The organism is Amycolatopsis sp. NPDC023774 (assembly GCF_040639695.1).
In the GTDB taxonomy this organism is placed as follows: Bacteria; Actinomycetota; Actinomycetes; order Mycobacteriales; family Pseudonocardiaceae; genus Amycolatopsis.
This window is the reverse complement of the sequence record NZ_JBFAAJ010000001.1, coordinates 240,339-267,175: the sequence shown is the minus strand read 5'-3', so window position 1 is coordinate 267,175 and position 26,837 is coordinate 240,339. Positions and strand designations below refer to the sequence as shown.

At 69.9% G+C, this 26,837-nt stretch carries 25 protein-coding genes; 13 read left to right on the top strand and 12 right to left on the bottom strand.

What is annotated here, in order from left to right:
- Window positions 1-2: 2 nt before the first annotated feature.
- The 4 genes from AB0F91_RS01345 to AB0F91_RS01330 form a co-directional block, all read right to left on the bottom strand.
- The gene (locus tag AB0F91_RS01345; RefSeq protein WP_220244519.1) at window positions 3-983 is read right to left on the bottom strand and encodes an ABC transporter permease; all 981 of its coding nucleotides are present in this window, start codon (window positions 981-983) and stop codon (window positions 3-5) included.
- Window positions 980-2,092, bottom strand: coding sequence for an ABC transporter ATP-binding protein (locus tag AB0F91_RS01340; RefSeq protein WP_360593739.1), 1,113 nt, complete (start codon window positions 2,090-2,092; stop codon window positions 980-982). Before AB0F91_RS01340 ends, AB0F91_RS01345 begins: the two co-directional genes overlap by 4 nt.
- A gap of 21 nt (window positions 2,093-2,113) precedes the next feature.
- Window positions 2,114-3,784 (bottom strand): ABC transporter substrate-binding protein, encoded by a 1,671-nt coding sequence (locus tag AB0F91_RS01335; RefSeq protein ID WP_360593738.1) that lies wholly within the window; start codon window positions 3,782-3,784, stop codon window positions 2,114-2,116.
- Window positions 3,785-3,984: 200 nt separating this feature from the next.
- Window positions 3,985-5,487 (bottom strand): ROK family transcriptional regulator, encoded by a 1,503-nt coding sequence (locus AB0F91_RS01330; protein WP_360593736.1) that lies wholly within the window; start codon window positions 5,485-5,487, stop codon window positions 3,985-3,987.
- 121 nt (window positions 5,488-5,608) lie between these two features.
- On the opposite strand from AB0F91_RS01330, the gene AB0F91_RS01325 reads away from it, so the two are divergent.
- The 5 genes from AB0F91_RS01325 (at window position 5,609) to AB0F91_RS01305 (ending at window position 13,602) form a co-directional block, all read left to right on the top strand.
- Window positions 5,609-6,859 (top strand): ROK family transcriptional regulator, encoded by a 1,251-nt coding sequence (locus AB0F91_RS01325; RefSeq protein ID WP_360593734.1) that lies wholly within the window; start codon window positions 5,609-5,611, stop codon window positions 6,857-6,859.
- A gap of 352 nt (window positions 6,860-7,211) precedes the next feature.
- Window positions 7,212-8,456, top strand: a complete 1,245-nt coding sequence (locus AB0F91_RS01320) for a family 16 glycosylhydrolase (protein WP_360593732.1) — start codon at window positions 7,212-7,214, stop codon at window positions 8,454-8,456.
- Between the two features lie 805 nt (window positions 8,457-9,261).
- Complete coding sequence (locus AB0F91_RS01315; protein WP_360593731.1) at window positions 9,262-10,344, top strand: ricin-type beta-trefoil lectin domain protein; 1,083 nt, start codon at window positions 9,262-9,264, stop codon at window positions 10,342-10,344.
- Between the two features lie 2 nt (window positions 10,345-10,346).
- Window positions 10,347-12,218, top strand: a complete 1,872-nt coding sequence (locus AB0F91_RS01310) for a ricin-type beta-trefoil lectin domain protein (protein ID WP_360593729.1) — start codon at window positions 10,347-10,349, stop codon at window positions 12,216-12,218.
- 19 nt (window positions 12,219-12,237) lie between these two features.
- Window positions 12,238-13,602, top strand: a complete 1,365-nt coding sequence (locus tag AB0F91_RS01305; RefSeq protein ID WP_360593728.1) for a ricin-type beta-trefoil lectin domain protein — start codon at window positions 12,238-12,240, stop codon at window positions 13,600-13,602.
- Window positions 13,603-14,118: 516 nt separating this feature from the next.
- On the opposite strand, the gene AB0F91_RS01300 is transcribed toward AB0F91_RS01305, so the two are convergent.
- Window positions 14,119-14,817 carry a GntR family transcriptional regulator gene (locus AB0F91_RS01300; protein ID WP_360593726.1) on the bottom strand — a complete coding sequence of 233 codons (699 nt, stop codon included), beginning with the start codon at window positions 14,815-14,817 and terminating at the stop codon, window positions 14,119-14,121.
- 124 nt (window positions 14,818-14,941) lie between these two features.
- Between AB0F91_RS01300 and AB0F91_RS01295 the strand changes: the two genes are divergently transcribed.
- The 7 genes from AB0F91_RS01295 to AB0F91_RS01265 all read left to right on the top strand — a co-directional run bounded on the left by AB0F91_RS01295 (window position 14,942) and on the right by AB0F91_RS01265 (window position 20,162).
- A complete protein-coding gene (locus AB0F91_RS01295) occupies window positions 14,942-16,219 on the top strand; it encodes an MFS transporter (RefSeq protein ID WP_360593724.1) in 1,278 nt (425 codons plus the stop codon).
- Between the two features lie 285 nt (window positions 16,220-16,504).
- Window positions 16,505-16,711 carry a hypothetical protein gene (locus tag AB0F91_RS01290; protein WP_360593723.1) on the top strand — a complete coding sequence of 69 codons (207 nt, stop codon included), beginning with the start codon at window positions 16,505-16,507 and terminating at the stop codon, window positions 16,709-16,711.
- Window position 16,712: 1 nt separating this feature from the next.
- A complete protein-coding gene (locus AB0F91_RS01285; RefSeq protein WP_360593721.1) occupies window positions 16,713-16,919 on the top strand; it encodes a DUF1445 domain-containing protein in 207 nt (68 codons plus the stop codon).
- Between the two features lie 25 nt (window positions 16,920-16,944).
- Window positions 16,945-17,694 (top strand): 5-oxoprolinase subunit PxpA, encoded by a 750-nt coding sequence (locus tag AB0F91_RS01280; RefSeq protein WP_360593719.1) that lies wholly within the window; start codon window positions 16,945-16,947, stop codon window positions 17,692-17,694.
- Window positions 17,694-18,293, top strand: coding sequence for a 5-oxoprolinase subunit PxpB (gene pxpB / locus AB0F91_RS01275; RefSeq protein WP_360595099.1), 600 nt, complete (start codon window positions 17,694-17,696; stop codon window positions 18,291-18,293). Before AB0F91_RS01280 ends, pxpB begins: the two co-directional genes overlap by 1 nt.
- Window positions 18,293-19,159 carry a biotin-dependent carboxyltransferase family protein gene (locus tag AB0F91_RS01270; RefSeq protein WP_360593718.1) on the top strand — a complete coding sequence of 289 codons (867 nt, stop codon included), beginning with the start codon at window positions 18,293-18,295 and terminating at the stop codon, window positions 19,157-19,159. Before pxpB ends, AB0F91_RS01270 begins: the two co-directional genes overlap by 1 nt.
- A 415-nt stretch (window positions 19,160-19,574) precedes the next feature.
- The gene (locus AB0F91_RS01265; RefSeq protein WP_360593716.1) at window positions 19,575-20,162 is read left to right on the top strand and encodes a helix-turn-helix domain-containing protein; all 588 of its coding nucleotides are present in this window, start codon (window positions 19,575-19,577) and stop codon (window positions 20,160-20,162) included.
- Here AB0F91_RS01265 and AB0F91_RS01260 read toward each other — a convergent pair.
- The 6 genes from AB0F91_RS01260 to AB0F91_RS01235 all read right to left on the bottom strand — a co-directional run bounded on the left by AB0F91_RS01260 (window position 20,131) and on the right by AB0F91_RS01235 (window position 24,835).
- Window positions 20,131-20,751 carry an alpha-ketoglutarate-dependent dioxygenase AlkB gene (locus tag AB0F91_RS01260; RefSeq protein ID WP_360593714.1) on the bottom strand — a complete coding sequence of 207 codons (621 nt, stop codon included), beginning with the start codon at window positions 20,749-20,751 and terminating at the stop codon, window positions 20,131-20,133. The genes AB0F91_RS01265 and AB0F91_RS01260 overlap by 32 nt on opposite strands.
- A gap of 197 nt (window positions 20,752-20,948) precedes the next feature.
- Entirely contained in the window at window positions 20,949-22,046 is a 1,098-nt protein-coding gene (locus AB0F91_RS01255) for an alcohol dehydrogenase catalytic domain-containing protein (protein ID WP_360593712.1), read from the bottom strand.
- Between the two features lie 246 nt (window positions 22,047-22,292).
- Window positions 22,293-22,613, bottom strand: a complete 321-nt coding sequence (locus AB0F91_RS01250) for a transcriptional regulator (RefSeq protein ID WP_360593710.1) — start codon at window positions 22,611-22,613, stop codon at window positions 22,293-22,295.
- Window positions 22,614-22,687: 74 nt separating this feature from the next.
- Entirely contained in the window at window positions 22,688-23,509 is an 822-nt protein-coding gene (locus AB0F91_RS01245) for an LLM class flavin-dependent oxidoreductase (RefSeq protein WP_360593708.1), read from the bottom strand.
- 90 nt (window positions 23,510-23,599) lie between these two features.
- A complete protein-coding gene (locus tag AB0F91_RS01240) occupies window positions 23,600-24,283 on the bottom strand; it encodes a metal-dependent transcriptional regulator (RefSeq protein ID WP_354874811.1) in 684 nt (227 codons plus the stop codon).
- A 111-nt stretch (window positions 24,284-24,394) separates the two neighbouring features.
- Window positions 24,395-24,835 (bottom strand): GNAT family N-acetyltransferase, encoded by a 441-nt coding sequence (locus tag AB0F91_RS01235; RefSeq protein ID WP_360593706.1) that lies wholly within the window; start codon window positions 24,833-24,835, stop codon window positions 24,395-24,397.
- A 55-nt stretch (window positions 24,836-24,890) separates the two neighbouring features.
- Between AB0F91_RS01235 and AB0F91_RS01230 the strand changes: the two genes are divergently transcribed.
- Window positions 24,891-25,220 carry a hypothetical protein gene (locus AB0F91_RS01230; RefSeq protein ID WP_360593704.1) on the top strand — a complete coding sequence of 110 codons (330 nt, stop codon included), beginning with the start codon at window positions 24,891-24,893 and terminating at the stop codon, window positions 25,218-25,220.
- Window position 25,221: 1 nt separating this feature from the next.
- Here AB0F91_RS01230 and AB0F91_RS01225 read toward each other — a convergent pair whose 3' ends face one another.
- Window positions 25,222-26,814 carry an amidohydrolase gene (locus tag AB0F91_RS01225; protein ID WP_360593702.1) on the bottom strand — a complete coding sequence of 531 codons (1,593 nt, stop codon included), beginning with the start codon at window positions 26,812-26,814 and terminating at the stop codon, window positions 25,222-25,224.
- Between the last annotated feature and the right edge of the window lie 23 nt (window positions 26,815-26,837).

Below are 26,837 nucleotides of genomic sequence, written 5' to 3'. Positions count from 1 at the left end.
GCTCAGCCCTCCTTCCGGGTGCGCGGGTCGAGCACGAGGTAGGCCACGTCGGCCAGCAGGTTCGCCACCAGCACCGAGAGCGTGATGATGAGGAAGATGCCCTGCATCAGCGGGTAGTCCTGTGAACCGACGGCCTGGAACAGCTCGTAGCCGACACCGGGGTAGGAGAACACGATCTCCACCAGCAGCGTGCCGCCCACGATGAAGCCCAGCGCCAGCGCGAAACCGGACACACTCGGCAGCAGCGCGTTGCGGGCCGCGTAGCTCACCATCACGCGGCGTTCCTTGAGGCCCTTGGCGTGCGCGACGGTGATGTAGTCCTCCGACGCGACGGTGACCATCATGTTGCGCATGCCGAGGATCCAGCTGCCCATCGAGCTGATCAGGATGGTGATCGCCGGCAGCAGACTGTGCTGGATCGCGCTGCCGATGAAGTCGCCGCCCCACCCGGGCACCAGGCCCGGGTCGTAGCCGCCGGACGCCGGGAAGAAGCTGCCCGGGCCGGCCAGCAGGGTGATCGCGATCAGGCCGAGCCAGAAGTACGGGATGGACGACAGGAACGTCGTCACCGGAAGCAGACCGTCCACCCAGGACCCGCGCCGCCAGCCGGCGACCACGCCGAGGCCGGTGCCGATCAAGAAGCCCACCACCGTGGTGAACCCGACGAGGATGATCGTCCACGGCAGACTGTCGCCGATCACCTCGGACACGGGCGAGGGGAAGAAGGTGAACGACAGCCCGAGGTCGCCGCGGAACAGCTGCGCCCAGTAGTGGAAGTACTGGGTGATCAGGCTTTCGTTCTTGTCCAGTCCGAACAGGACGTACAGCGACTGGATCGCGTCCGCACTGAGCGTGCCCTGGTTCTTCGTGATGAGCGACTGCACCGGGTCACCCGGGATCAGCCGCGGGATGAAGAAGTTGATCGTGACGGCGGCCCACGCGGTGAACAGGTAGAAGCCCAGCCGTTGGAGCAGGTACCTCACGGGCGCACCGCCGAGTCGTACAGCCAGCACGCGGCCCAGTGGCCGGGGGCGTCGGCCACCTCGAACCGCGGCGGCAGGTCGGTTTTGCAGCGTTCCATCGCCACGGGGCAGCGCGGGTGGAACCGGCAGCCCGACGGCGGCGCGATCAGGCTCGGCGGCTCGCCGGAACCCTTCTCCTTCGGTGCCTCGCCCGGCTCGGCTTGCGTGCCCGGATCGAGCCGGTCGGGGTCCGGTGCGGATTCGATCAGCAGCCGCGTGTACGGGTGCGCGGGCTGCTGCGTCACGGTCTCGGAGTCGCCGCCTTCGACCATGCGCCCGGCGTACATCACCAGCGTCTCGTCGGCGAAGTAGCGGGCCGACGCGATGTCGTGCGTGATGTAGAGGATCGCCAGGTGCAGGCGTTCCTTGAGGTCTCGCAACAGGTTCAGCACACCGAGGCGGATGGAGACGTCCAACATGGACACCGGCTCGTCGGCCAGCAGTGCCTCGGGGTCCGCGCCGAGCGCCCGCGCGATCGCGACGCGCTGGCGCTGGCCGCCGGACAGCTCGTGGGGGAACTTGTCGACGTAGCGCTCCGGCGGGGTCAGCTGCACCCGCGTGAGCAGCTCGTGCAGCGCCTGCTCCAGGTCAGCGTCGGACTTGCCCGCGCGGTCGTGGATCTTCAGCGCCCGCGTGAGGTGGTAGCGCACGGTGTGCACGGGGTTCAGCGACGCGAACGGGTCCTGGAAGATCATCTGCACCCGGCGGCAATAGGCGCGGAACGCCTTGCCGCCCTTCACGGTCGTGGACTTGCCGTGCAGGCGGATGTCGCCGCTCGTGCGCGGGTACAGCTGGGCGAGCAACCGCGCGACGGTCGACTTGCCCGAGCCGGACTCGCCCACCAGTGCGGTCACGCGGCCGCGCCGCAGGACCAGGTCGACGTCGTCGACGGCTTGAACGCTGCGGCGGCCCTTCGTGAGTGCCTCGCGCCCGCGCTTGCGCACGGGGAAGTGCTTGGTCAGCCCGGAGGCCTCGAGCACGATCGTGTCCGAGGACCCGGTTTCGATCTCGCCGGCCGGGGAGGCCACCCCCGCCTCGGGCGAGGCGGTGGCGGCTTCCCGGGTGGCCACTGCGTTGTCCTCGGCCATAGATCAGGCCGCGGGCTTCAGGTGCATGACGATGTCCAGCGCGTTGCGCAGGGTCGGCTGCGCGGGGCCGTACGGGTTGGCTTCGTCGGGCCAGCCCGTCCAGTGCTTGGTGCTGTATTCGCCGCCGGAGTTGGCGGCCATGAGCGGGACCATCGGCTGCTGGTCGATCATGATCTGCTGCAGCGTGTTCATCGCGGTGGCGCGGCTCGCGTCGTCGGCGGCGTTGGCGTAGGTCTCGAGCGCCTGCGTCGCCTGGTCGTTCTTGTAGCGGCCGTAGTTGCCGTTGATGCCACCCTGGCCGGTCGGCTTGTAGCGGTTGCCGTCCATCACGTCGCGGTACAGGTCGTACGGCGTGGCACCGTCGTTGGTCCAGTGCAGCAGACCCTCGAAGTCACCGGTGTCGACGGACTTCGTCCACGCGTCCTGGTTCATCTTCTCGACGGTGGCGGTGATGCCGATCTGCGCCAGGTTGTCCTTGATGATCTCGAGGTCGGTGATGTAGTCCGACCAGCCCGAGGGCACCGTGAGCTTGAGGGTCACCGGCTTGCCGGTCGGGTCCACGAGCTGGTTGCCGTTGTACTTGAACCCCGCGCCGGTGAGCAGCGCCTTGGCGCCCGGCACGTCGACCTTCACGGTCTGGCCCTTGTACTGCGGCGCGATGAACGAGTCACCCGCCGGCGTCGGGATGCCGGTGACCTGGTCGTTCTTCGGGTAGAAGTAGCCGGCCTCACCCTGGTTGAAGATGTCGTCGCGGTTGATGACCTTGTTGATCGCCTGGCGCAGCTTCGCGTTGTTCAACGGCGCCTTTTCGGTGTTGAACCACAGTCCGTGCACGGCGAGCTGGGCCGGGAACCACAGCTTGTAGTGCTGCGGGTCCTTGTTCACGTAGACGGTCTTGTAGTTCGGGATGAAGACGAAGCTCCACTCGGCCGCACCGCTGGTGAGGGCGGCGACTTGCGCGTTGTTGTCGTTGTAGGAGGTGTAGCGGATCTCCTTGACGGCCGGCGCCTGCTGCCAGTAGCCGGTGCGCTGGCTCACGGTGATCGTCTGCGGGGTGAACGACTTCAGCGTGAACGGGCCGGTGCCCACCGGGTTCTTCACGAGGTCGGTGGACGGGTCCTTGATCTGCGACCAGATGTGCTTGGGCACCACGATCGTCTGCAGGATCTTGACCTGGTTCACGAACTGCGAGGTGTCGAAGCCCAGGGTGACCTGGTTCCCGCTCGCGGTGATGTCCTTGTAGGGCACCGAGTCGATGTTCAGCGCCTTGTTGTCGCGCAACAGCTGGAACGTGTAGGCCACGTCGTCGCCGGTCATCGGCGTGCCGTCGGAGAACTTCACTCCGTCGCGGATGGTCAGGACCAGCTTCTTGTAGTTGTCCGACCAGTCCCACTTCGTGGCCAGCCACGGCTTGCCGGCTTCCTGCGGCTTCACGCGGTTGAGCATCACGAGGGGCTCGTAGATCACGTAGCGGTACCCGAGCGACGCAGCCGCCGAGGTCTCCAGGAACGGGTTGTTGTTCTCGGCCTGCGGGCCGTTCGGCATGCCGACGTTCAGCACGGCCGCGGCGTTGCCGCCGCCACCCGCGCTGCTCGAGCTGCCGCCGCAAGCGGCGAGCACCGCGGCTGCCACCACCGCGACGAGCGCTGCGACGACGGAGCGCTTCACTCGCATTCGTCCTCCTAGGTCCTGGTGCTACGGATTCCGCCCGCGCTCTTCAGAGCTCGGTCCGGCCGCGCGACAGGAGGAGTCAACCCGGGTGACTCGGGTCACGTCAATAACACAGCGGTAACATTTTGTGTCTAAGTTTAAGTACTGAAAGAAAGGCTCACGCTCGGTGTCCGGCCGCCGAACTCCTTGCGGGGCAAGGAGATTCAGCCGGCTGAACGCCCACCCGACGCCAGCAGCGCCGCGATCGGCAACGTCGCCGCTCCCAGCGCGACAGCCTCCGGGCCCAGCTCCCCGAGCTCGACCACGGTCGCCTCGGCGAGGTAGCCGAGCGCGTGCCGGGCGGCGGCACCACGGACGTGCGGCAGGATCGCCGGGCCCATGATCGCCCCCGCCGAGCCTGCCAGCACGACCCGGTCGGGCGCCAGGAGGTTGATCAGATTGGCGATGCCGATGCCCAGGTATTCACCCGTCGCGGCGAGTGTTTCGGCCGCTGGACCAGACCTTTCGACCGAGGCTCCCGAGTCCGCCGGCCCGCGGCCCCGAGCGGCGGGGCCGGGTGCTGAGGCGGCGAGGGTTTCCACAGGTGGACCAGACCTTTCGGCAGGTCCGGAGCCGGCCAAGCCGGGGCCACGAGCGGGTGCGCGGGACGCCGAAGGGGCCGGCCCGAGGTGGCCAGTCGTCCCCTCACAGTGGTTACCGGCAGCGAAGCCGGGTGCGGTGGTTGCCGCGCCGGAGCGCCCGGCCGCCGACGCGAGATCGGCGCCAGGTGCGCCGGTGGCGCGTCCGCGAGCAGCGGCGGCGGTCTCGGCTTCGGCCAGGGCGACGAGCTCCGCGAGCCGGCTCTCGCTGTCCGCGCCGGGCAGCGGCTGGGCGCCCGGGGTCCCGGCGTAGTGGTGGAGCACAGCCTCGGTGCCGACGTACGCCTCCAGGCACCCGCGCGAGCCGCAGCGGCAGGTGGCACCCGCGGCCTGCACCACGGTGTGGCCCCACTCGCTGGTCGTGATGCCGGGAAAAGACCCACCGTCCGTGACGAAGGCGGCGCCGACGCCCACGCCGAGCAGGGCGATCACCGCGCGGTCGGCTCCCCGGCCGGCGCCGAGCCACATCTCGGCCTGGCCGAGCGTGCGGGCGCGGTTGTCGAGATGCAGCGGTGCGTCCGCGAACTGTGCGTGAGCGCGCAGCAGGTCGGCGAAGGCGACACCGGCCCAGCCGAGCGTGGGAGCGTGGACGATCCCGCCGTCACGCACCGCGCCCGGCACGCCGACGCCCATGCCGAGCACGCGAGACGCACCGGCCGAAAGCACCTCGGCGACGCCGGCCCGCGCGAGTTCCACCACTTCCGCCGGGTCGGGGTTGCTGCTCGCGAGCGGGTGCTGCACGGTCGCGAGCGTCCCCAGCGCGCAGTCGAAGAGCCCGGCGCGCACGTGGGTCTCGCCGACGTCGACGCCCACGACCTGCCCGTACTCGGGCCGGACGCGCAGCAGCGTGCGCGGCCTGCCACCATCGGACTCGACGGAACCGGCCTCGGTCACCACACCGTCGCCGATGAGCTCCGCGACCACGTTCGTCACGGTCGCGGGACTGAGCCCGGACTCGGCGACGAGTTCGAGCCGGCTGACCGGCCCTCGCAGGTAGAGCGACGACAGGAGCGCCGCTCGGTTGTGCCGCCTCAGGTCACGGGTTGTCTGCCGAAGCACCCTCGTCACCTGGGGGATTCTGCCAGACGACCATATGTTCGGGACTTAGTTCACTAGTTAATACATGGCCACAACTTACGGTGATCAGGCATCCTGGTGCCGGGAGAGTTCGAGGCCAGATGGGTGTCACATGGCGACCAAGCGCACGACCGTCCGAGATCTGCGGCGGCACAACCGTTCCCTGCTGCTGTCGAAACTGTACTTCGACGGCCCGCTGTCGCGGCACGAACTGAGCCAGCTCACCGGCCTTTCGGCGGCGACGGTCAGCAATGTGACCGCCGAGCTCGGGGAGGAACGGCTCATCACGGAGGCCGGCCTGGTCGAATCCGACGGCGGGCGCCCACGCGTTCTGCTGCGTGTGGATCCGGCGTACGGCTACGTGGCGGGCGTCGACATCGGCGAGACGGGTGTGCGCGTGGAGCTGTTCGACCTCGCGATGCAACGGCTGGCCACGGTCGAGCACGAGCTGTCGCCGGCGCGCACCGAACCGGCCGCGGTCGTCGCCGCCGTCGTCTCCGGGCTGCGCGAGGTGATCGCGTCCGCCGGGGCCGAGGAGTCGGCCGTGATCGGCGTGGGCGTCGGCGTGCCCGGCACGGTCGAGCAGGGCGAGCGCGTGCTGGTGCACGCGCCCACCATCGGCTGGGACTCCGTCGCACTCGCCGACGACCTGCGCGCGGCCGGCATCGAGCTGCCCGTGTTCGTCGACAACGGCGCCAAAACCCAGGGCCAGGCCGAGATGTGGTTCGGCGCCGGCCGCGGAGCGCGCCACGCGGTGATCGTGCTCATCGGCTCGGGTGTCGGCGCGGCCGTGATCGCCGACGGCACCACCTACCGCGGCTCCACCAGCAGCGCCGGCGAGTGGGGCCACACCACGATCGTCTACGGCGGGCAAGCCTGCCGCTGCGGTTCGCACGGCTGCCTCGAGGCGTACATCGGCGCCGAGGCCGTGCTCGCGCGTTACCGCCGCGCCCGCGGCAAACCCGTGCCCGGCGAGACCGAGCAGGACCAGTTCGCGGCTCTCCTCGCGTCGGCCGACCGGTCGAAGTCGGCCCAGAAGGTCCTCGAGGAGACGGCCGGTTACCTCGGCGCCGGCATCGCGAACCTGATCAACCTGTTCAACCCCGAGCGCATCGTCGTCGGCGGCTGGGCCGGCCTCGCCCTCGGCGAGCGTCTGCTGCCGCTGATCCGTTCCACCGCGTCGGCCCACGCGCTGAGCCACCCGTTCAGCGAGACCACGATCCAGCTCGGGTACCTCGGTCTCGACGCCGTCGCGACAGGTGCCGCCACCCTGCCCGTGGCCGACCTGCTGGAGCAGGGCGCTGATCCCCGCCTTCTGGTCAAGCCGGCCCCCACGATCCGGTCGGGCGCCGGCGCGGCGTAGGACCCCGCGGTCACCGAGCGAACGCTCCCGAGCACCCCAGGTGACCGGTCGGCGATCATCGTCGATCACCCGGGTGGCGATCGCCGCGCCTCAATTCGGGTTGAAAAATTTTTCACATCCGCCATTGCCGCAGTGGTCCGGACCATGCATACTGCTCTTACTTTGTTGCCAGGCACAACAAAGTAGTCCGATTAGTCCGACCCCTGCCGCCCGCCTGCGGTCCACCTCCGGAGTGGACACGAAGCGCTCGGCCGAGAGCCGCACGGGCCCCCTGCCGTGCTCTCCTCCGCCCCACCGCGTTTTCGTGCTGCGCGTGAAAGCGCGGTCCCCTCCGCAAGAAGAGGTGACAACGATGTCCATCTCACGTTCTCTAAGACGTTCCCGCTGGGCCGGGCTCTTCGCGGCCGCTTCGCTGCTGGCCGTCGGAGTGCAGGCGACGCCCGCCGTCTTCGCGCCCACGGAGGCCGCGGCGGCGGCCAGCTTCAGCGACGACTTCAACGGGCCCGCAGGCAGCCCGGCCGACGGTTCGAAGTGGAACTACGAAACCGGCGACAACGTCAACAACCACGAGCGCCAGTACTACACGTCCGGCACGAACAACGCCGCGCTCGACGGCCAAGGCCACCTGGTGATCACGGCCAAGCGCGAGAACCCGGGCAACTACAACTGCTGGTACGGCCGCTGCGAGTACACGTCCGCGCGCCTCAACACCTCCGGCAAGTTCAGCCAGGCCTACGGCCACTTCGAGACCCGCATGAAGCTCCCCCGCGGCCAGGGTATGTGGCCCGCGTTCTGGATGCTCGGCGGTGGCAACTGGCCGACCGACGGCGAGATCGACGTGATGGAGAACGTCGGCTTCGAGCCCAACACCGTGCACGGCACCATCCACGGCCCCGGCTACTCGGGCTCGGGCGGCATCGGCGCCGGCTACAGCGGCCCGAACTTCTCCGACGACTTCCACACCTACGCCGTGGACTGGTCGCCGAACAAGATCGTGTGGTCGGTCGACGGCAACGTCTACCAGACCCGCACACCGGCCGACCTCAACGGCAACCGCTGGGTCTACGACCACAACTTCTTCATCATCATGAACCTCGCCGTCGGCGGGTACTGGCCCGGCGACCCCAACGGCAGCACGCAGTTCCCGCAGCAGCTGGTCGTCGACTACGTGCACGTGACCACCGACACCGGCGGCGGCACCACGCCGCCGAGCGGGCGCACCGGCACGATCACCGGCATCGGCGGCAAGTGCGTGGACGTCGCGGGCGCCGACAGCGCCAACGGCACGCCCATCCAGATCACCGACTGCAACGGCAACGCCGCGCAGAACTGGACCGTCGGCAGCGACGGGACCCTGCGCGCGCTGGGCAAGTGCATGGACGTGGCGGCCGCGGGCACAGCCGACGGCACCCCCGTGCAGCTCTACGACTGCAACGGCACCGGCGCCCAGCAGTGGGTCGTCACCGCGGCCCACGACATCGTGAACCCGGCGGCGAACAAGTGCCTCGACGCCACGGGAAACAGCTCGGCCAACGGCACCCGCCTGCAGATCTGGACCTGCACGGGCACGGCCAACCAGAAGTGGACCGCACCCTGAGCCACTGACCGGCGATACGCGTTGCGCCACAACGAAATCCGACGCGAACCCCGGTGCCCCTGAAAGCCACCGCGCGGGGCTGCTCGCCTCCTCTCCCTCCTCCGGCAGCCTCGCGCGGTGTTCCGCTCCGGTCCCCACCGGTTCCCCGTTCGCGCGGGCGGCGTGATCCCGACCGGATCGCGCCACCCGGCGCCCCGGATCCCCACCGGCCCGCCTCCACCCGCGAGGCACCCGCCGGGGCGTCCGCGAACGCGCTCGATCCGCCCGTCCCCACGGGACTCTCCTCTCCCCACCGGACTGGTCCCCACCGGGCACTCCCAACCGCCCGGCTTCGGTCGAGCAAAGTTCTCCTCCCGGCAAGCCCGATCCCCGGCAGACCCTTTCCACCAAGCCCGGCCCCACCGGGGCTTTCCCCTCTCCCGCACCGAGAACTCCCCCTCCCACCGCCTCGGTCCCCAACCGAGCAATCCGCCCAACCGACCGACAGAACCCCGGTGGTTTCCAGCGGTGTCGCAAAAACTGTTGCGACACCGCAGGTTGTCGGACTCGATCAGCGATCAATATCCGCACTGCCAGAACAGAAACCGGACAGGCAACCCGACTCCCAACCCGCATCCACCAGCGCGAGCAAGCGGCCCGCTCCACCGGCGAAGCCACACTCGGCCCGAACCCGCACCAGCACGGCACGGTCCCGACGCCCTGAAAACATCAACAACCCTGATCCCTCAGGTGCTGCACCGGCTACCCACCACTCGCCTCGCCTGTGGACAACCGAATCTCCCTTCCCCCCAAGGAGAACCCCATAATGCGGCGATTCCTCGTCGCGTTGGCAGGCTGTTTCCTGCTGACGCTTTCCTTCCTGTCCGCAACCTCGGCCACGGCCGCTCCGGCCGCCCCCGCGGCACCCGCCGCCGCGCCCACCGCGGCCGAGCTGCTCGCGAAGACCAACCCGTGCCAGCAGATCTCCAACGGCAAGTACAGCTACGACGAAGGCGGCGCGGCCACCGTGCCCGTCTGCCAGGCCAGTGGCGCCGTGTTCTTCAAGGCCGACATGGACATCGACTGCGACGGCCAGCGCACGACGCAGTGCAACGAGAGCACCGACTGCTGCTTCTACCCGGACACGGCGTTCCACACGTCCACCGACCAGCCGTTGAACGCGGCGCAGCTGCCCTACATCGTGCTCCCGCAGCCGACGTCCACTTGGGACTACCGGCAGTACGGGATCGACGGCGGCTCGGTGGTCGCCGTCATCTACAACAACAAAGTCACCTACGCGGTCGTCGGTGACACCGGTCCGACGAGCATCATCGGCGAGGCGTCCTACGCCACGGCCGTGAGCCTCGGCATCGACCCCGACCCGAGCACCGGCGGCACCGAGGGCCCGGTCACCTACGTCGTGTTCCCCAACACGCACGTGAACCCGATCGAGAACCACAACACCGCGGTGAGCGTCGGCGAGTCGTCGGCGAGCAGCTGGGTCGGCGGCGGCCAGACCGACCCGCCGACGGGTGGCGCCGGCCAGATCACCGGCCTCGGCGGCAAGTGCGTGGACGTCGCGGGCGCCAATAGCGCCAACGGCACCGCCGTGCAGCTGTACGACTGCAACGGCACCAACGCGCAGCAGTGGACCGTCGGCTCCGACGGCACGATCCGCGCGCTCGGCAAGTGCCTCGACGCGGCCGGCACCACCAACGGCACCAAGACGCAGATCTGGGACTGCACCGGCGGCGCGGTCCAGCGCTGGACGCGGAATTCGACCGGCAACCTCGTGAACGCCGCTTCCGGCAAGTGCCTCGACGCCACGGACAACAGCTCCGCCAACGGCACCCGGCTGCAGATCTGGACCTGTGCCGCCACCGCCAACCAGAAGTGGACGGTGTCGTAGGCATGCGCAAACGCCACCTGCTCCCGCTGCTCGGCGCCGCGGCGCTCGCACTGTCCACACTGGCTGTTCCGGTGGCGCAAGCGGCCAACGAAACCGTGAACGTCTGGCTCACCACGACCGACGATTCCCGGGGCGTGAACGTGACCCGCGGCCTGCAGCAGCAGGCGCCGGTCTCGTTCTCGGCCGGCACGGGCAGCGGTCAGCAGACGATCAACGTCAACGAGAACACCACCTACCAGCAGTTCGAAGGCGGCGGCGCGTCGTTCACCGACACCGCGGCGTGGCTGATGAACTCCTCCGGCGCGCTGTCGGCGAGCACCCGCAGCTCGGTGATGCAGAAACTCTTCGACCCGAACAACGGGATCGGCTTGAGCTTCCTGCGCAACCCGATTGGCGCGTCGGACCTCGCCCGGTTCAGCTACACGTTCGACGACATGCCCGCCGGACAGACCGACCCGAACCTCACCCACTTCTCGATCGCACACGACCAGGCCGACGTGCTCCCGCTGACGCAGCAGGCCAAGCAGCTCAACCCGCAGATGAAGATCATGGCGTCGCCGTGGAGCGCGCCGCCCTGGATGAAGGACAACGACAGCTACAAACTCGGCTGGGTCGAGTCCCAGTACTACAACGCCTACGCCCAGTACTTCGTCAAGTACCTCCAGGCCTACCGCAGCGCCGGCGTGCCGATCGATTACCTCTCCGTGTCGAATGAACCGACCTGCTGCAACGGTTACCCGTCCACGAACTGGAACGGCTCCGGCCTGGCCTTCTTCACCAAGAACAACCTGCTGCCGGCGCTGCACACCGCGGGGCTGCCCACGAAGGTCCTCGCGCTCGACTGGAACTGGGACCAGTACCAGGCATACGCGGCACCCACCATGGACGACGCCGCGATCCGCGACGACCCGAACTTCGGCGGCATGGCGTGGCACGGATACGGCGGCAACGTCGCGCAGCAGACGACCGTGCACAACCAGTACCCGAACGTGAACGCGTACTCGACCGAGCACTCCGGCGGCACCTGGATCGCCAACCAGCAGGCCGAGGACATGAACAACATCATCGACTACACCCGCAACTGGAGCCGGTCGGTCACCAAGTGGAGCCTTGCCGTGGACCAGAACATGGGTCCGCACAACGGCGGCTGCGGCACGTGCACCGGGCTCATCACCGTCCACAACGGAGACTCGCGCAGCGGGCAGGTCGACTACACGGTCGAGTACTACACGATGGGTCACCTCACCAAGTTCGTGAAGCCCGGCGCGGTGCGGATCGACTCGAACGACGGCTCGGCCGTGCGCAACGTCGCGTGGAAGAACCCGGACGGGTCCAAGGCACTCATCGCGTACAACTCTGGCACCAGCAACCAGAGCGTGCGCGTGAACTGGGGCGGGCAGTCGTTCACCTACGCGCTGCCAGGCCACACGTCGGCCACGTTCACGTGGACCGGCACGCAGGCGGGCGGGGGCACCACCACGCCGCCGACCGGTCGCACCGGCCAGATCACCGGGCTGGACGGCAAGTGCCTCGACGTCGCGGGCGCCAACAGCGCCAACGGCACCGCGGTCGACCTCTACGACTGCAACGGCACAGGCGCGCAGCAGTGGACGATCGGTTCCGACGGCACGATCCGCGCGCTGGGCAAATGTCTCGACGTGGCCTCGGCGTCCACCGCGAACGGTGCCAAGGTGCAGCTGTACGACTGCAACGGCACCGGTGCCCAGCAGTGGACGGCCAACTCAGCGCACGACATCGTGAACACCGCCGCCGACAAGTGCCTCGACGTCACCGGAAACACCTCGGTCAACGGCACGCGCACGCAGATCTGGACGTGCACCGGCGCCGCCAACCAGAAGTGGACCGCACCGTAACCCTCCCCAGGAGTCCCCGATGAGAAGAAGAGTCCTCGCGGCGCTCGGCGGCGTGCTCGCCGCCTCCGCCGTCACCCTGATCCCGGCCAACGCGCAGGCGGCCACCGGGCAGATCACCGGCATCGGCGGCAAGTGTGTCGACGTCGCGTCTGCCAGCAGTGCCAACGGCGCCGCCGTTCAGCTCTACACGTGCAACGGCACAACGGCCCAGCAATGGAACGTCGGCTCCGACGGAACGGTCCGCGCGCTCGGCAAGTGCCTCGACGTCACAGCGGCGTCCACTGCGGACGGCGCCAAAGTCCAGCTGTACGACTGCAACGGCACCGGTGCACAGCAGTGGTCGGTCACCTCCGCCCACGACATCGTGAACACCGCCGCGAACAAGTGCCTCGACGCCACCGGCCAGAGCTCGGCCGACGGCACGCGGCTGCAGATCTGGACCTGCACCGGCACCGCCAACCAGAAGTGGACCGCGCCTTCCGGCGGCGGCGACACGACTCCGCCGCCGTCGGCCGGCGCGATGGCCGTGGCCCCGTACCTCTACAACGGCTGGGGCGCGCCGCCGAACCCGGCCACGATCATGAACGCGACGGGCGTGAAGTGGTTCACGCTGGCGTTCGTGCTGTCCAACGGGTACTGCAACCCGCAGTGGGACGGCGCGCGTGCGCTCACCGGCGGCGTGGACCAGGGCACGATCAACACCGTCCGCGGTGCGGGCGGCGATGTCATCCCGTCGTTCGGCGGCTACAGCGGCAACAAGCTGGAGTCCTCGTGCGGCAGCGCGGGTGAGCTCGCGTCGGCGTACCAGAAGGTGATCAACGCCTACGGCCTCAAGGCGATCGACATCGACATCGAGGCCGACGCCTACAGCAACCCGACGGTGCAGCAGCGCACCGTCGACGCGCTGAAGACCGTGCGCGCCGCCAACCCGGGCATCAAGATCTACGTGACGTTCGGCACCGACACCAGCGGTCCGGACTCGAGCCTGGTCAACCGCGCGGCGCAGTCCGGCTTCGCGGCCGACGGCTGGGTCATCATGCCGTTCGACTTCGGCGGTGCCGGGCAGAACATGGGCACGCTCACCATCCGTGCGGCCGAGGGCCTGAAGAACGTCGTCAAGAACGCCTTCGGCTACACCGATGACAACGCCTACCGGCACATGGGCATTTCGTCCATGAACGGCATCACGGATCAGAACGAGACGGTGACGGTGGCTGACTTCACCACCATCCTGGGTTACGCGAACCAGCACCACCTGGCGCGGCTGACGTTCTGGTCGGCCAACCGCGACCGGCCGTGCACGGGCGGTCCGGACGACAGCTGCTCGAAGGTCTCGCAGCAGCCGTGGGACTACACCAAGGTGTTCGCCCAGTACGCGGGCTGAGGATCCGAAGTGGACTGACCTGGTAGTAACGCGACGGCGATCCGTGATCTCCCCCCGGGGACCACGGTTCGCCGTCGCTCCACCATCTCCACCATCTCCTGGCCACGCACGCCGGATCGGGCACTGGGGGCGACCATCCCGATTCGACCTTCGCGAAGGCGGCAGGCCCCGTCTGGGGGTTCCGGGGCCTGCGATGCCCATCGCTTCACGCGACCTGCTGAAGACGGTAATCAGGTGTGCGCGATCTTGACACCACCCAGACTGCGGACGGCCCGAACGGCCACAATCGGGTGCCCATCCGCGCGGAAGCACGCTATGTAAGCAAGTGCTTCATCCCTTTTGCGACGGAAGTACTGCCGCTCGTGCGTCGCGGTGGCGCAACTCGTGACAACGTTTTCCATGGCGTAGCACACACTTTTCCCGCCGGGTCTCGGTGTTTTCGGGCCCCTGACATGGATCCCGCCCCGCTGCGAAACGCCGGCAGTCCGGTGTGGACCACTCCCGTGAGCTACCGGCTCATGCGTCCGCCGAACGCTCCGAGTACGCCTCGACGAGCTGCGCTTCCGCGTCGGAGAGGTAAGCCGCGAGCAGCTTTTCCGCGCGCCGGCCGTCGCCTGCTCCGAGCGGCCCGAGCAGTTCGCGGTTGCGCGGCAGGTACCGCTCGTGGAAGCGCCGCGGGTCGGCCATCACGTGGAACACCAGCCGCAACTCGGCCGTGAGCCCCTGCATCAGCTCGACCACGCGCTCGCTCCCGGTCAACGCGACGAGCTCGCCGTGGAACCGGATGTTCGCCGTGCCGAGGTCCTGCCACCGGCCGGTTTCGGCCGCTTGATCACCCTCGGCGACCGTGGCCGCGATCTTGCCGTAGGACGCCGGTCGCTCGGTGATCCCGCGGACCGCGGCGCACTCGACGAGCTTGCGGACGCGGTAGATGTCGCGCACGTCGTCGACGGTCGGCACGCGCACGAAGACGCCGCGGTTGAGCTCGTGGGTGAGCAGCCGCTCGTGGGTGAGCAGGCGGAACGACTCGCGCAGCGTGTTGCGCGAGACGCCCAGCGCGTTGCCGATGTCCTGCTCCGACAACCGCCCGCCGGGCAGGAAGAAGCCCTCGGAGATGCGCGTGCGCAACACGCCGGCGACCCGCTCCGCGGTGCTCGTCCGGCTCAGCAGGCCGCGGTCGGCTTCCAGGCCCAGCGGGCTCTCGTCGGTGGCCACGTCGCCCAGCGTAGCCACAGGGTTGAGAACAATAAAATGAGAGACTTGTGGAATTGTTGAACAATCCGTACGGTGCCTCCCATGTGACTCGTGCCACGATGAGAACTCTCCCTGCGAGCTACCCATGAACACGAAGAACGTGACAGCAGGCACCACGAGTGCGGCCCGGCCGTTCGAGTGGTTCCGCTCCCTCGGGCCCAAGGGCAAGCGCGCCTTCTTCGCCGCCTTCGGCGGATACGGGCTCGACTCCTTCGACTACCAGACCCTGCCGTTCGGCCTGGCCGCCATCACGGCCTACTTCGGCATCTCCTCCGGCGAAGCCGGGCTGCTCAGCACGACCACGCTGGTCGTCTCCGCGATCGGCGGCGTCGGCGCCGGTGTGCTGGCCGACCGCATCGGCCGCGTCCGCACGCTGCAGCTGACCATCGCGCTGTACACGGTCTTCACGGTGCTCTGCGGTTTCGCGCCGAACTTCGAGACGTTGCTGGTGTTTCGCGGTCTGCAGGGCCTGGGCTTCGGTGGCGAGTGGGCCGTCGGCGCGGCGCTGGTCGCCGAGTACTGCTCGGCGCGCTACCGCGGCCGGACCGTCGCGTTCGTGCAGAGCGCGTGGGCCGTGGGCTGGGGCCTGTTGGTGATCGTCTACACCGTGCTGTTCAGCGTGCTCGACGACGCCGTCGCGTGGCGCGTGCTGTTCTGGGTCGGCGTGCTGCCGGCGCTGCTCGTGCTGTGGGTGCGCCGGCGCGTGGCCGACGCCGAGCACGTGACCGAACGCCGCCTCGAGACTCTGAAGACGAAGTCGCGCGGTGCGCTCGCCGGTATCTTCCGCTCCGGCCTGCTGCGCACCACGCTCTTCGCGGCGCTGCTCGCGACCGGGGTGCAGGGCGGGTACTACACGCTGTTCACGTGGATGCCCCAGTACCTCAAGACCGCCCGCGGCCTGTCCGTGGTCGGCACCGGTGCGTACTTCGCGCTGCTGATCCCCGGCGCGTTCATCGGCTACGTCTGCGGTGGATACCTCACGGACCTGTTGGGACGCAAGCGAACCTTCCTGCTGTTCTCCGTGCTGTCGGCGGCGCTGATCGTGCTGTTCGTGCAGCTGCCGTACGGTGCCAACGGCCTCATGCTGCTCATCAGCTTCCCGCTGGGCTTCTCGACCTCGGCGATCTTCAGCGGCTTCGGCGCGTATCTCGCGGAGCTGTACCCGACCGAGGTGCGGGCGACGGGCCAGGGCTTCACGTACAACTTCGGGCGCGCGGTGGGCGCCGCGTTCCCCGCGGTGGTCGGGTTCATGGGCGCGGGTGGCGCGATCGCACTCGGTGCCGTCGGGTACGCCATCGCCGCGCTCGCGTTGCTGGGCCTGCCCGAAACCCGCGGGCGGGAACTGGCCGGGATCGGGTCATGACCACGTTGCGCGCCCGCGCCACGCTGACGCCCGCCGAGGCCCGCGCGCTCTTCCGCGCGGGCACCGAGCCGCCGACTGAGGGCTGGGCTCGGGGCTGCGCGCAGGCCTACCCCATCGCCGTCCCGCAGGACCGGGCCGACGACATGCTGCTGTGCTGCGCGCGCAACCCGCGCGCGTGTCCGGTGCTCGACGTCAGCCGGCCCGGCGACCCGGGCGCGCGGCTCGCGCCGGGCGCCGACTGGGGCGACCTGTGGACCGCCCCGCTACGGGGTGTGGCACAACGGGGTGCGGACCGTCGAGGTCACCGACGCGACCGGCCTGTGGCGCAGCGACATGGTGGCGTTCTCGATCGCCCGCACCTGCTCGTTCGAGGCGCCGCCGGTCGCGGGCGGGGTGCCCCTGCGGAACCTGACGCAGGGACGTGGTGTGGCGATGTCTGTGACCGACCGGCAGTGCACGCCGGCGGCCGGCCGCACGGGCCTCTGGTGGTGACGTGCGGCTGGTCCCGGCGGAGCTGCTCGACGCCGCCGTGGGGCGGATCACCTCGGCGTCGTCCTTCCTGCCCGGCGCCCCGATGCACGTCGGCGACCCGGCGGCGCCGGGCATCGCGGACCTGGCGCGGCCGGACACCCCGCAGGCGGTCGTGATGCTTCGCGGCCGCCGTTCGCCATCACGCACGCGCCGGGGTACATGTTCTTGACAGACCAGCGCGAGATGGGAGTGACATGGATCTGAACAGCGACCTCGGCGAAGGCTTCGGCGCGTGGCGGATGGGCGACGACGAGGCGATGCTCGACATCGTGACCAGCGCGAATATCGCGTGCGGCTTCCACGCGGGCGACCCCGGCGTGATGCGGCGGGTGTGCGCCCGCGCGGCCGAGCGCGGCGTGACGATCGGGGCGCACGTGGGTTACCGCGACCTCGCCGGCTTCGGGCGGCGGGCGCTGGACATCTCGCCGGCGGACCTCACGGACGACGTGCTGTACCAAATCGGTGCTTTGGACGCGTTCGCGCGCGCGGCGGGGTCTTCGGTGAAGTACGTGAAGGCGCACGGAGCGCTGTACAACACGGCGGCGGTGGATCCGGCGCAGGCGGCGGCGCTCGTGGAGGGCGTGCGGCAGTTCGGGACCGGGTTGGCGCTGTTGTGCCCGCCGGATTCGGAGATGCTGCGCGCGGCTTCGGCGGCCGGGGTGACGGGGTATGCGGAGGCGTTCGCCGATCGGGCTTACACGCCGGAGGGGCGGCTCGTGTCGCGGAAGCTGCCGGGCGCGGTGCTGCACGACGTCGACGAGGTCGCCGCGCGTGCCACGGCCATGGCAACGTCGGGCTCGGTGATCGATGTTGACGGTGGGAAGCTCGACCTGCGGGCGGTTTCCCTGTGCGTGCACGGTGATACGCCGGGAGCCGTCGACATCGCGCGGCGGATTCGCGCGTCGTTGACGGAGGCCGGGGTCACGGTGGAGTCGTTCGTGTGATTTCGGTGTTGCCTTACGGCGGGTCCGCGGTTCTCGTGGAGTCCCAGGACGTGCTCGGGTTGCAGGCGGCGCTGGAGTCGGCTCCGCCGGCCGGGGTGGTGGAGCTGGTGCCGGCGGCGCGGACGCTGTTGGTGCGGTTCGACCCTGCGGTGGTGGAGGCGGCTTCGCTGACTCGATTGTTGTCTTCGGTGTCCGCTGTGGATGTTGCCACCGGCACTTCCGATGTGGTCACCGTGCCGGTTCGCTACGACGGGGCAGATCTCGCGGACGTCGCGGAGGTTTCCGGCTTGTCGGTGCGGGAGGTCGTGTCCTTGCACAGCTCGGCTTCGTACGTGGTGTCGTTCTGCGGCTTCGCCCCGGGCTTTGCGTATCTGACGGGCCTCGACCCCGCGCTGCACCTGCCGCGCCGTTCCGTGCCGCGCACCCGCGTGCCCGCCGGTTCGGTCGCCATCGCGGGCGAGTACTCGGTCGTCTACCCCCGCCCGTCACCCGGCGGCTGGCACCTCGTGGGGACCAGTTCCCTGCCGATGTGGGATGTCGAGCGCGACCCGCCCAACCGGCTCACACCGGGCACGCGCGTGCGGTTCGAGGCGGTGTGATGACCGGGAATGTGGAAGTGCTCGCGACCGGTCCTTTCGCAGCCGTTCAGGACCTGGGCCGGCCCGGTCTCGCCGCCGTCGGCGTCGGGCGGTCCGGGGCGGCCGACCGCTCGTCGGTGCGGCTGGCGAACCGGCTGGTCGGCAATCCCGAGACGCACGCGGCCCTGGAGGTGACGCTCGGCGGATTGCGACTGCGGGTCTCCGAAGCCGCATTGGTTGCCGTCACCGGGGCGGAGGTCGACGTGCGGGCCGGGCGGCGGGCGGCCGCACCGAACGGACCCGTCGTGCTGCGGGCCGGCGAGGAGCTGGTGCTCGGAACGGCCACCCGCGGCCTGCGCTGCTACGTCGCCATCCGCGGCGGGTTCGACGTGCGGCCGGTGCTCGGCGCGCGGGCCACCGACACCATGGGCGGGCTCGGGCCGCCGCCCCTGGCTCCGGGAATGACCCTCCCGGTGGGCGACGTCGTCGCCGGGCAGCCGGTCGTCGACCTGGCTCCGCTCGCCCGGCTTTCGGAAGAGCCGGTCCTGCGCATCACCCCCGGGCCGCGCCTCGACTGGTTCACCCGCACGGCACTGTCCACTTTGGTCACCGCCGGGTACACGGTGACCGCCGACTTAGACCGCGTCGGCGTCCGGCTCGACGGGCCGCCGCTCGACCGCTCGCGCTCCGGCGAGCTGCCGCCGGAAGCCGCAGTGCCGGGTGCGTTGCAGGTGCCGCCCTCGGGTGTGCCGATCCTGTTCCTCGCCGACCACCCCGTGACCGGTGGTTATCCCGTGCCCGCCGTCGTCCGCGAACCCGACCTCGACGTCGCCGCGCAGCTGCGGCCCGGGCAGCGCGTGCGCTTCGCGCTGAGCCGCGAAGGCTGACACGAGGCAGAACACCGCCAGCGGCACCTCGATCACCGCCATCGCCGTGGACGCCGCGACGTCCGGCCCGGCCGTGGTCACGTCGAACCACGCATCGACCAGCAGGAGCGCCCCCGTGGCGGCCGCGGGAGCCGGCGCGCGGCGATTGCCACGCAGCAGCCACCAGCCCGTGAGCAGCAGGCCGACCGACTCCAGCACGTCGAGCCCCACCCACGCGAGCCGTCAGTGCTGCGCCGCATACGTGTCGGGCAGAGTCGCCACCAAGACTCCCAGCCACGGCAGCATTGCTGCTCCGGCGAGCGCCGGCACCCAACCCCTCTTCATGACTGCCCCCTTCGTCCCGCCCAGACTAGCCAATTGCAGAGATATTTTGCAAACTTTTTCTGCAATTGCTCTCCGCACTACGCTGAGTGGCATGGCGGAACCACCGGAACAGCGGGTCCTCACCGGCCCCGACCTCAAGGCTCTCCAGAAGGCACTGGCCAACCCGGTGCGCCGCGACATCCTCGGTTACCTGGGCAAACACGGCGAGGCGAATTCGACGAGCGTCGCCAAGGCGCTCGGCGAGAGCACGGGCACCACGAGCTACCACCTGCGCAAGCTCGCCGAGCAGAAACTGATCGCCGAGATCGAGGAGCGCTCATCTGGCCGCGAGCGGTGGTGGCGCTCGATGATGCCCAACATCTACACCCCGCCCGGCCTCGCGCTGACCGACGACGAGCGCACAGCCGCCACCCAGATCGGCGCGCTGAAGATGAGCCACGACCTCGACCTCGTGGTCCGCGCCTACGCCGGCTACGACAGTTCGGAAGGCTGGAACCAGATCCACCGGGCCGGACTGACGCTGACAAAAGACCAGGTGGAGGCGTTTGCGGCCGACTTCCGGGCACTGCTGTGGAAGTACACGAGCGAAGCGGAGCCCGGCGCGCGGGACATGGCTGTCCGGCTCGTCGTGCTGCCGGAGGACAACCTCACAAACCTGACACCCGCAACGTCACGTTGAGCCGCCCCGTCAGGCCCAGCGCCGGGTCGGCCGTGCCGGGCAGGGTGCGTGGTACGCCGTGGTACGCCAGCCGCGAGGGGCCACCGAAGACGAACAGGTCGCCGGAGCGCAGCTCGATGTCTGTGTAGGGGCGGTTGCGGTTCTCGGTGTTGCCGAAGCGGAACACGCAGGTGTCGCCGAGGCTCAGGGACACGACCGGCTCCAGGGAGCGCTCGTCCTTGTCCTGGTGCTGGCCCATTTTGGCCGTGGCGTCGTAGTAGTTGACGAGAGCGACGTCCGGCTCGTAGGCGGCGGGGTCGCCGTACGCCGAGGCCACCGCGCGCCGGCCGAGGTCGCCGAGCCACGACGGGAACGGTTCCACCGGAGAGCCGTCCTCGCGGGTGCGGGAGTAGCGGTACGGGAGCCAATGCCAGCCGAGGCAGACCATCCGCACCGACATAACACCGCCGCTGGGCAGGCGGGTCCGGCGGTAGCCGCGCCAGCCGCGGCAGGCTTCGACGAGCGAGCGCTGTTCGCCGAGGTCGAGCCAGTCGGGGACGTGGACCGCGCCAGGCGCGAACTCGACCCGGGGACGTGGCAGCAGTTCCATCGCGAACATTGTCGCATCGCACCGGCGGGCTTGGCAGACCGCAGGAGCCACCCGAAAGGTCCAGCCGGGTGCTCCTGCGGCGGCACCCCTCGCCGTAACCGCCGCCTCGACACTCCCACATTCGGGTGTCACAGACCAGGTGTCGATCAGCTACAAGATGGACACGTGACGCGACGGTCGAGGGCCATCACCGTGCGTCATCCCGGATTGCCGGCCCGGACTCGCCGGCCCGAACTCGCCGGCCCGAACTCGACAACGGTCACGCCGGCTCGCGCGGGCACGGGGTCGTTCATCGCGGCCAGTGCGGCCGGCACGTCGTCGAGGCCGATCCGGGTGCCGATCAGGCCCGCGAGGTCGATGCCCGACCGCTCGACCACGCTCAGCAACTCCGGGTACTCGTGCGCCTGCAGGCCATGGATGCCCACGATCTCCAACTCGCCGCCGATCACGCGGTGCATCGGGATCGGCGCGACGCCCTGCGCGGGCGGCATCAGGCCCGCCTGCACGTGGCGGCCGCGTTTGCGCAGGCTGCCGACCGACGCGGCGCACGTGGCCGGCGAGCCCAGGCAGTCGAGCGACACGTGGGTGCCACCGCCGGTCAGCGACCGGACGTGCTCGGCCAGCGCCTCCGGCCCGTCGAACGCGCCCGCATCGACGCTCAGCACTGCACCCGACCGCTCCGCGAGCGCCCGCGCGGCCGGCGAAACGTCCACCGCCACGACCTTCGCGCCCGCCGCCGCGGCCAGCAGCACCGCGGAGATACCGACGCCGCCGCAGCCGTACACGGAAACCCACTGGCCCGCACGCACCCCGCCCTGCCGCAGCACCGCGCGGAACGCCGTGCCGAAGCGGCAGCCGAGCGCCGCGGCCTCCGCCGCCGACATCGCGTCCGGCAGCGCGACGAGGTTGGCGTGCGCGTGCTCGATCGCCACGAGCTCCGCGAACGACCCCCAGTGGGTGGCGCCCGGCTGGAACTCGTCGTCGCAGAGCTGCTGGTCACCGCGCGCACACTGCGCACAGCTACCGCACGCGCACACGAACGGCACCGTCACCCGCGCGCCGACCTCCCAGCCGCGCACGCCCGCACCGACCGCCGCGATCCGCCCCGCCAACTCGTGGCCGGCGACGTGCGGCAGCTTCACGGCCTCGTCGTGGCCCTGCCACGTGTGCCAATCGCTGCGGCACACGCCCGTCGCGTCCACCGCGATCACCACCCCACCGGGCGGCGCCACCGGATCCGGCACCTCGACCACCTGGGGCAGCACCCCGAACTCCTGAATCACCACAGCACGCATGGGTTTGATCGTAAGGAGTCACGGGTTCCCGCTCGCGCCATCGGCTCGTCCCTCAGCGCGTTTGAGCCGCACGTCCGCCCTGCCCAAGCCCCTCAACCCCACCCCGGCGCGAGATCGCGCCGGTTTCCGGATGGGGCGCTGCGATCGGCCGCCAGGCCGATCCGGGCGCCCGAGCCAGGAGCCGGCTCAACGACGATCTCGCACGCCTCGGCGGAGCCGAGGCAGAAAACACCGCCTCGGCTCCAGTCAGCGGCGCGAGCGCGGCGGGCCCAACAACCGGCGCAGGGAATTCGGCGGGACACCCAAGATGTCTTCCAAATTCCTTAGTGCCTGCAACGATTCCGGCCGCTCCGGGCGGCACCGGCCCGACTGCCAGTGGCTCAATGTCGCGAGACTCAGGGAAGTTCCCCTGCCACGCAAGCGATATCTGATCCTGTCCAGTCCTAGCCCCCTCGCTCTGATTGCCGCTCGCAGGGCGTCCGCGAACGGGCCGGCCTCGAGCAGTCGCCCGAGATCCCGTTCCGCCGTTTCCGCCCTGTCCATCGTCGACGTTCGCTGACCGGTCATCGCACACGCTCCGAACCATGTCGCTTCCCGAAACCTCGGAGCGTAGGCCGGACTCCACATGATCGGAAGGGCACTCACCCGCCTGCGGAGAGAGAACGAGCGATCTCCGCCAAGGGTTCTGCGTAGGCGGAATTCACGGTGACGTAGGAAATACCCCACCGTTCGCGCCACCGGAGAAGAGTTTCCGTTGCCGCACCAGGGTTTTCCGGCAGAACCGTGACGGCGCCGCTCGCGGCGAGCTCGGGAACATCCACTCCGGTGTACTTCGCGATGCGGGGTGCCGGCGCATTTCCGACGGCTATCAGATTCACCGAAAGTTCGATCGCGTCGAATCGCGTGCCCGCCATTTCGTGAAAGTTGTCCACAATAGAGTCGGCTTCGGATTCCGTGGTCTGGGGTGCCCAGGACAGAGTGATCACATCGGCCTCGCGAGCGGCGAGCGCGAGCATCTTCGGCCCGCCGGCGGAGAGCAGCAGCCGCGGCCGCTCGGGCGTCTGCTTGAGGAACGCGATGGTGTCGGCCAGGTGCGCGATGCGCTCACCTGGCGCCGCGAACTCCCGGCCGAGGCCGCGCGCGAACGCACCGGCGCCGGGCCGGCCGACGCCCAGGCCGAGCTCGAAGCGGCCGCCCGTCACCCGGTGCAACGTGGACACCTGCCAGCCGAGCTGGCGGGCGTCGCGAAACGGGTCGGCGAGCACGAAGGTGCCCAGCGTGAGGCGGCTCGTGACGGCGGCGGCCGCGGGCACGAGCGTGAGCGGATCGGCGTCGCCGACGGGGTCGGTGGCGAGCAAGGTGTCGAGGCCGAGGTCCTCGATCTGGCGGGCCTGGTCGGTCCAGGCCTTGAGGTCGGGGGCGTACCCGGCGACGATCCCGAAGCGGAACGGTTTGGTGGTCATGGCGACCATCGTCGGCGCCGGCGGGGGTAGCCCACATCCGCCGAGGGGCGACACCGCCGCGTACGCCCGTCAGCGCACGAACGCCCCGGCTCAGCGCACGGCGACAGACAGCGCTTGCGCGATCTCCTTGCCGATCGCGTGCGTCGCGGCGTCCGGCGGCTGACCCACCTTCACGACCATCGGCCCGCCGAACGGCTGGCGCTCGACGACCTCGATGCGCTCACCCAGGCCGATGGCGTGTTCGGTGAGGTAGCGCAGCAGCTCCGGGTCCGTGTCCCACACGCGCACGATCTCGCCGACCGCGCCGGGCGGCAGGTCGTCCAGGATGCGCATCGGCACCTCCTCGACGCTGCCGTCGGGTGCCGGGATGGGGTCGCCGTGCGGGTCGCGCAGCGGGTTGCCGAGCTTCGCGGCGATGCGCTCGACCAGCCGGTCGGACACCGCGTGCTCCAGCGCGTCGGCCTCCGAGTGGACCTCGTCCCAGGTGTAGCCCAGTTCGGAGACGAGGTAGGTCTCGATCAGCCGGTGCCGGCGCAGCACCGAGCGCGCCAGCAGCCGCCCCTCGGCGGTCAGCTCGATGCCCCGGTAGGGCACGTGGGCCACCAGCCCGAGTTGCGAAAGCTTCGTGACCATGCCCGACGCCGACGACGGGCTCACCTCGAGCCGTCCCGCCAGCGTCGCGTTGGTCACGGCCTCACCGCGCTCGACGAGCCCGTAGATCACGCGCACGTAGTCCTCGACCGACGACGACCTCCGGACGGAACCATCTTCCATACCGCATACGATACGGGCTCACCCCTCACCGTCCGGACGCCGCGGGGCGCCCGAACGTGGTTCAACGCTGAACGACTCGGCCCGGACCAGCGGTGATCAGGACGGCGGGACTCACGGCCGCCAGCGGTACCGGATCCAGCCCGGCACGGGCTCCGCGCCCAGCTGCGCGTAGAACGCTTCGGCCTTCTCGTTGCCCGCCTGCATGTCCCACTCGACGCGGCCGGTGGTGCGTGACCGCAGCTCGTCGAGCAGCTCGCGGCCCAGCCCGTGTCGGCGGTGCTCGGGGCGGATGAACAGGTCGTCGAGCCAGATCCCCGGCCGCGCTTCCCACGTCGAGAAGTTCCAGCTGCAGAACGCGAAACCCGCGACCACGTCCGGGCGGTCCGGCGGCGTCGCGAGGACGACCCACGCCTTGGGCTCGGGCCCGAACAGGTACCCGCTCATCTCCGCCCGGTCGAGCTTCAGATCGTGCTTGTCCTCGTACACGGCGTGCTCTTCGATGAGCGCGCAGATCTCTTCGGCGTCTTCGAAGACGGCGTCGCGGACGGGCATGCGAGGAGCCCCAATCTTGTCGGTTCTTGTCGGTGGTGGCGGTTACCGTGCGGACATGAGCCCCGAAGACCGGTTCGAGGACCTGATCGACGAGCTGCTGGGCAGCGAAGACGCGGAGGGCGTCGAGCCGCCACGGCCCGGAAGCGGGTTCGGGTCGAGTGCCCTGCGCGTGGACAACCGCATCTTCGCCGTGCTCGTGCGCGGGCACCTCGTGGTGAAGCTGCCGAAGCCCCGTGTCGACGCACTGGTGGCCGAGGGCCACGGCGTGCAGTTCGACGCGCACAAGGGCACGCCGATGAAGGAGTGGTTCACGCTCGCCGAGGAGGCGCCGCTCGACTGGCCCGCGCTGGCGCGCGAAGCGTGTGTGTTCGTCGGCAGGCGATAGGTCACGGTGCCTCGTAGCGCAGTTCGCCGCCCACGGCCGTGGCGAGCACGCGGAGATCATCCATAGTGGACAGTGGATCACCCGAAAGAGCCACGAAGTCCGCCAGCTTGCCCGGCTCCAGCGTGCCGAGGTCGTGTTCGGCGAAAGTCGCGTACGCCGAGCCGTAGGTGTACGCGCGCAGCGCCTCCCGCGGGGTCAGCGCTTCCTCGGGCGAGAACGGCGCGCCCGACGACGTGCGCCGGCGCACCATGTCAGCCAGGCCCAGCAGCGGCGCGCCGTCGACGACCGGACGGTCGGAGCTCGCGGGCAGCACGCAGCCGGCGTCGAGGACGCTGCGCAGGCGGTAGCACCACGGCACCCGTGATTCGCCGAGCGCGGCACGCATGCCATCACCCAGCTCGTTCACGAACCGGCCCTGCGGCGACGCGATGAGCCCCAGCCGAGCCAACCGTGCGAGTTCCGCCGGCTGCAGCACCGCGCAGTGCTCGATGCGGTGCCGGTGGTCCTCACGCGGCGCAGCGGCCAACGCGGCTTCGTACGCGTCGAGCACCACGGTGATGGCGCGGTCGCCGATGGCGTGTGTCGCGATCTGCCAGCCCGCGTCGTGCGCGAGGCGGATCGTGCGGGCCAGATCCTCCTCGGGCACCTGGAAGTAGCCGCGGTTGTCCGGCTCGCCGGCGAACGGCTCGTGCATCGCGCACGTGCGCCCGACTAGGGAACCGTCGGCGAAGAGCTTCAGCGGGCCGACGCGCAGCCATTCGTCGCCGAAACCCGTGCGCAGGCCGAGGTCGAGGCCGAACCCGCCGCCGTCGGGCAGGTCGTGGAGCACGCTCGCGGCCACCATCACCGTGCTCCGCACGCGCAGCACGGCGCGTTCGCGAGCCAGCTGGTACGCGGCCAGTTCGGCGGGTGTCTCCCCGACCAGCCCGCCGCCGATGCCGGCCTCCTGCACGCTCGTGATGCCCTCGGACAGGAACTGCTCGCTCGCGCGGTCGAGGCCGCGGACCACGGACTCCAGCGGTGTCGGGTAGGTCAGCGGCCGCAGCAGCAGCTGGGCCTGCTCGCGCAACAGCCCGGTCGGCGACCCGGAAGCGTCGAGCACGACGTCGCCGCCCACCGGCACGTGCGCCAGGTCGAGCTGGTGCAGCACGGCGGAGTTGACCACGGTCATGTGCCCGGACGTGTGCTTGAGCCGCACGAGCATTCCGGGCGCGGCGCGGTCGAGTCCGTGGCGATCCGGGTGCGCGCCGCCGACCAGCTTGTTCTGGTCGTAACCGCTTCCGATGACCCAGCTGCCGGCGGGCAGCTCGGCGGCCCGGCGCGCCACAGCGTCGTAGACCTCCTCGGCGCTGCGACAGTCGCTGAGCGGCACGTCGTCGAGGCCCATGCCGAACCAAGCCATGTGGTTGTGGGCGTCGTGGAACCCGGGCACCACGTACGCGCCGCCGAGGTCGATCCGCCGGCGCGCCGAGAGCGCCTCGGCGGCCTCGCCCACCGCCACCACGCGGCCGTGCAGCACGGCGAGCGCACTGCCCCCGGCGGCGCTGTCCCCGGTGAGTAGCCGGGCGTTCTCGTACACCGCGTCGACCCGCATGACCGAGACCCTATCGATCGATC

Bases quoted from the DNA above. Each gene is read 5' to 3' on its own strand.
- AB0F91_RS01335 (WP_360593738.1), bottom strand. From the start codon at position 3,784: ATGCGAGTGAAGCGCTCCGTCGTCGCAGCGCTCGTCGCGGTGGTGGCA.
- AB0F91_RS01325 (WP_360593734.1), top strand. From the start codon at position 5,609: ATGGCGACCAAGCGCACGACCGTCCGAGATCTGCGGCGGCACAACCGT.
- AB0F91_RS01320 (WP_360593732.1), top strand. From the start codon at position 7,212: ATGTCCATCTCACGTTCTCTAAGACGTTCCCGCTGGGCCGGGCTCTTC.
- AB0F91_RS01315 (WP_360593731.1), top strand. From the start codon at position 9,262: ATGCGGCGATTCCTCGTCGCGTTGGCAGGCTGTTTCCTGCTGACGCTT.
- AB0F91_RS01310 (WP_360593729.1), top strand. From the start codon at position 10,347: ATGCGCAAACGCCACCTGCTCCCGCTGCTCGGCGCCGCGGCGCTCGCA.
- AB0F91_RS01305 (WP_360593728.1), top strand. From the start codon at position 12,238: ATGAGAAGAAGAGTCCTCGCGGCGCTCGGCGGCGTGCTCGCCGCCTCC.
- AB0F91_RS01295 (WP_360593724.1), top strand. From the start codon at position 14,942: ATGAACACGAAGAACGTGACAGCAGGCACCACGAGTGCGGCCCGGCCG.
- AB0F91_RS01280 (WP_360593719.1), top strand. From the start codon at position 16,945: ATGGATCTGAACAGCGACCTCGGCGAAGGCTTCGGCGCGTGGCGGATG.
- AB0F91_RS01270 (WP_360593718.1), top strand. From the start codon at position 18,293: ATGACCGGGAATGTGGAAGTGCTCGCGACCGGTCCTTTCGCAGCCGTT.
- AB0F91_RS01265 (WP_360593716.1), top strand. From the start codon at position 19,575: ATGGCGGAACCACCGGAACAGCGGGTCCTCACCGGCCCCGACCTCAAG.
- AB0F91_RS01260 (WP_360593714.1), bottom strand. From the start codon at position 20,751: ATGGAACTGCTGCCACGTCCCCGGGTCGAGTTCGCGCCTGGCGCGGTC.
- AB0F91_RS01255 (WP_360593712.1), bottom strand. From the start codon at position 22,046: ATGCGTGCTGTGGTGATTCAGGAGTTCGGGGTGCTGCCCCAGGTGGTC.
- AB0F91_RS01250 (WP_360593710.1), bottom strand. From the start codon at position 22,613: ATGACCGGTCAGCGAACGTCGACGATGGACAGGGCGGAAACGGCGGAA.
- AB0F91_RS01245 (WP_360593708.1), bottom strand. From the start codon at position 23,509: ATGACCACCAAACCGTTCCGCTTCGGGATCGTCGCCGGGTACGCCCCC.
- AB0F91_RS01240 (WP_354874811.1), bottom strand. From the start codon at position 24,283: ATGGAAGATGGTTCCGTCCGGAGGTCGTCGTCGGTCGAGGACTACGTG.
- AB0F91_RS01235 (WP_360593706.1), bottom strand. From the start codon at position 24,835: ATGCCCGTCCGCGACGCCGTCTTCGAAGACGCCGAAGAGATCTGCGCG.
- AB0F91_RS01230 (WP_360593704.1), top strand. From the start codon at position 24,891: ATGAGCCCCGAAGACCGGTTCGAGGACCTGATCGACGAGCTGCTGGGC.
- AB0F91_RS01225 (WP_360593702.1), bottom strand. From the start codon at position 26,814: ATGCGGGTCGACGCGGTGTACGAGAACGCCCGGCTACTCACCGGGGAC.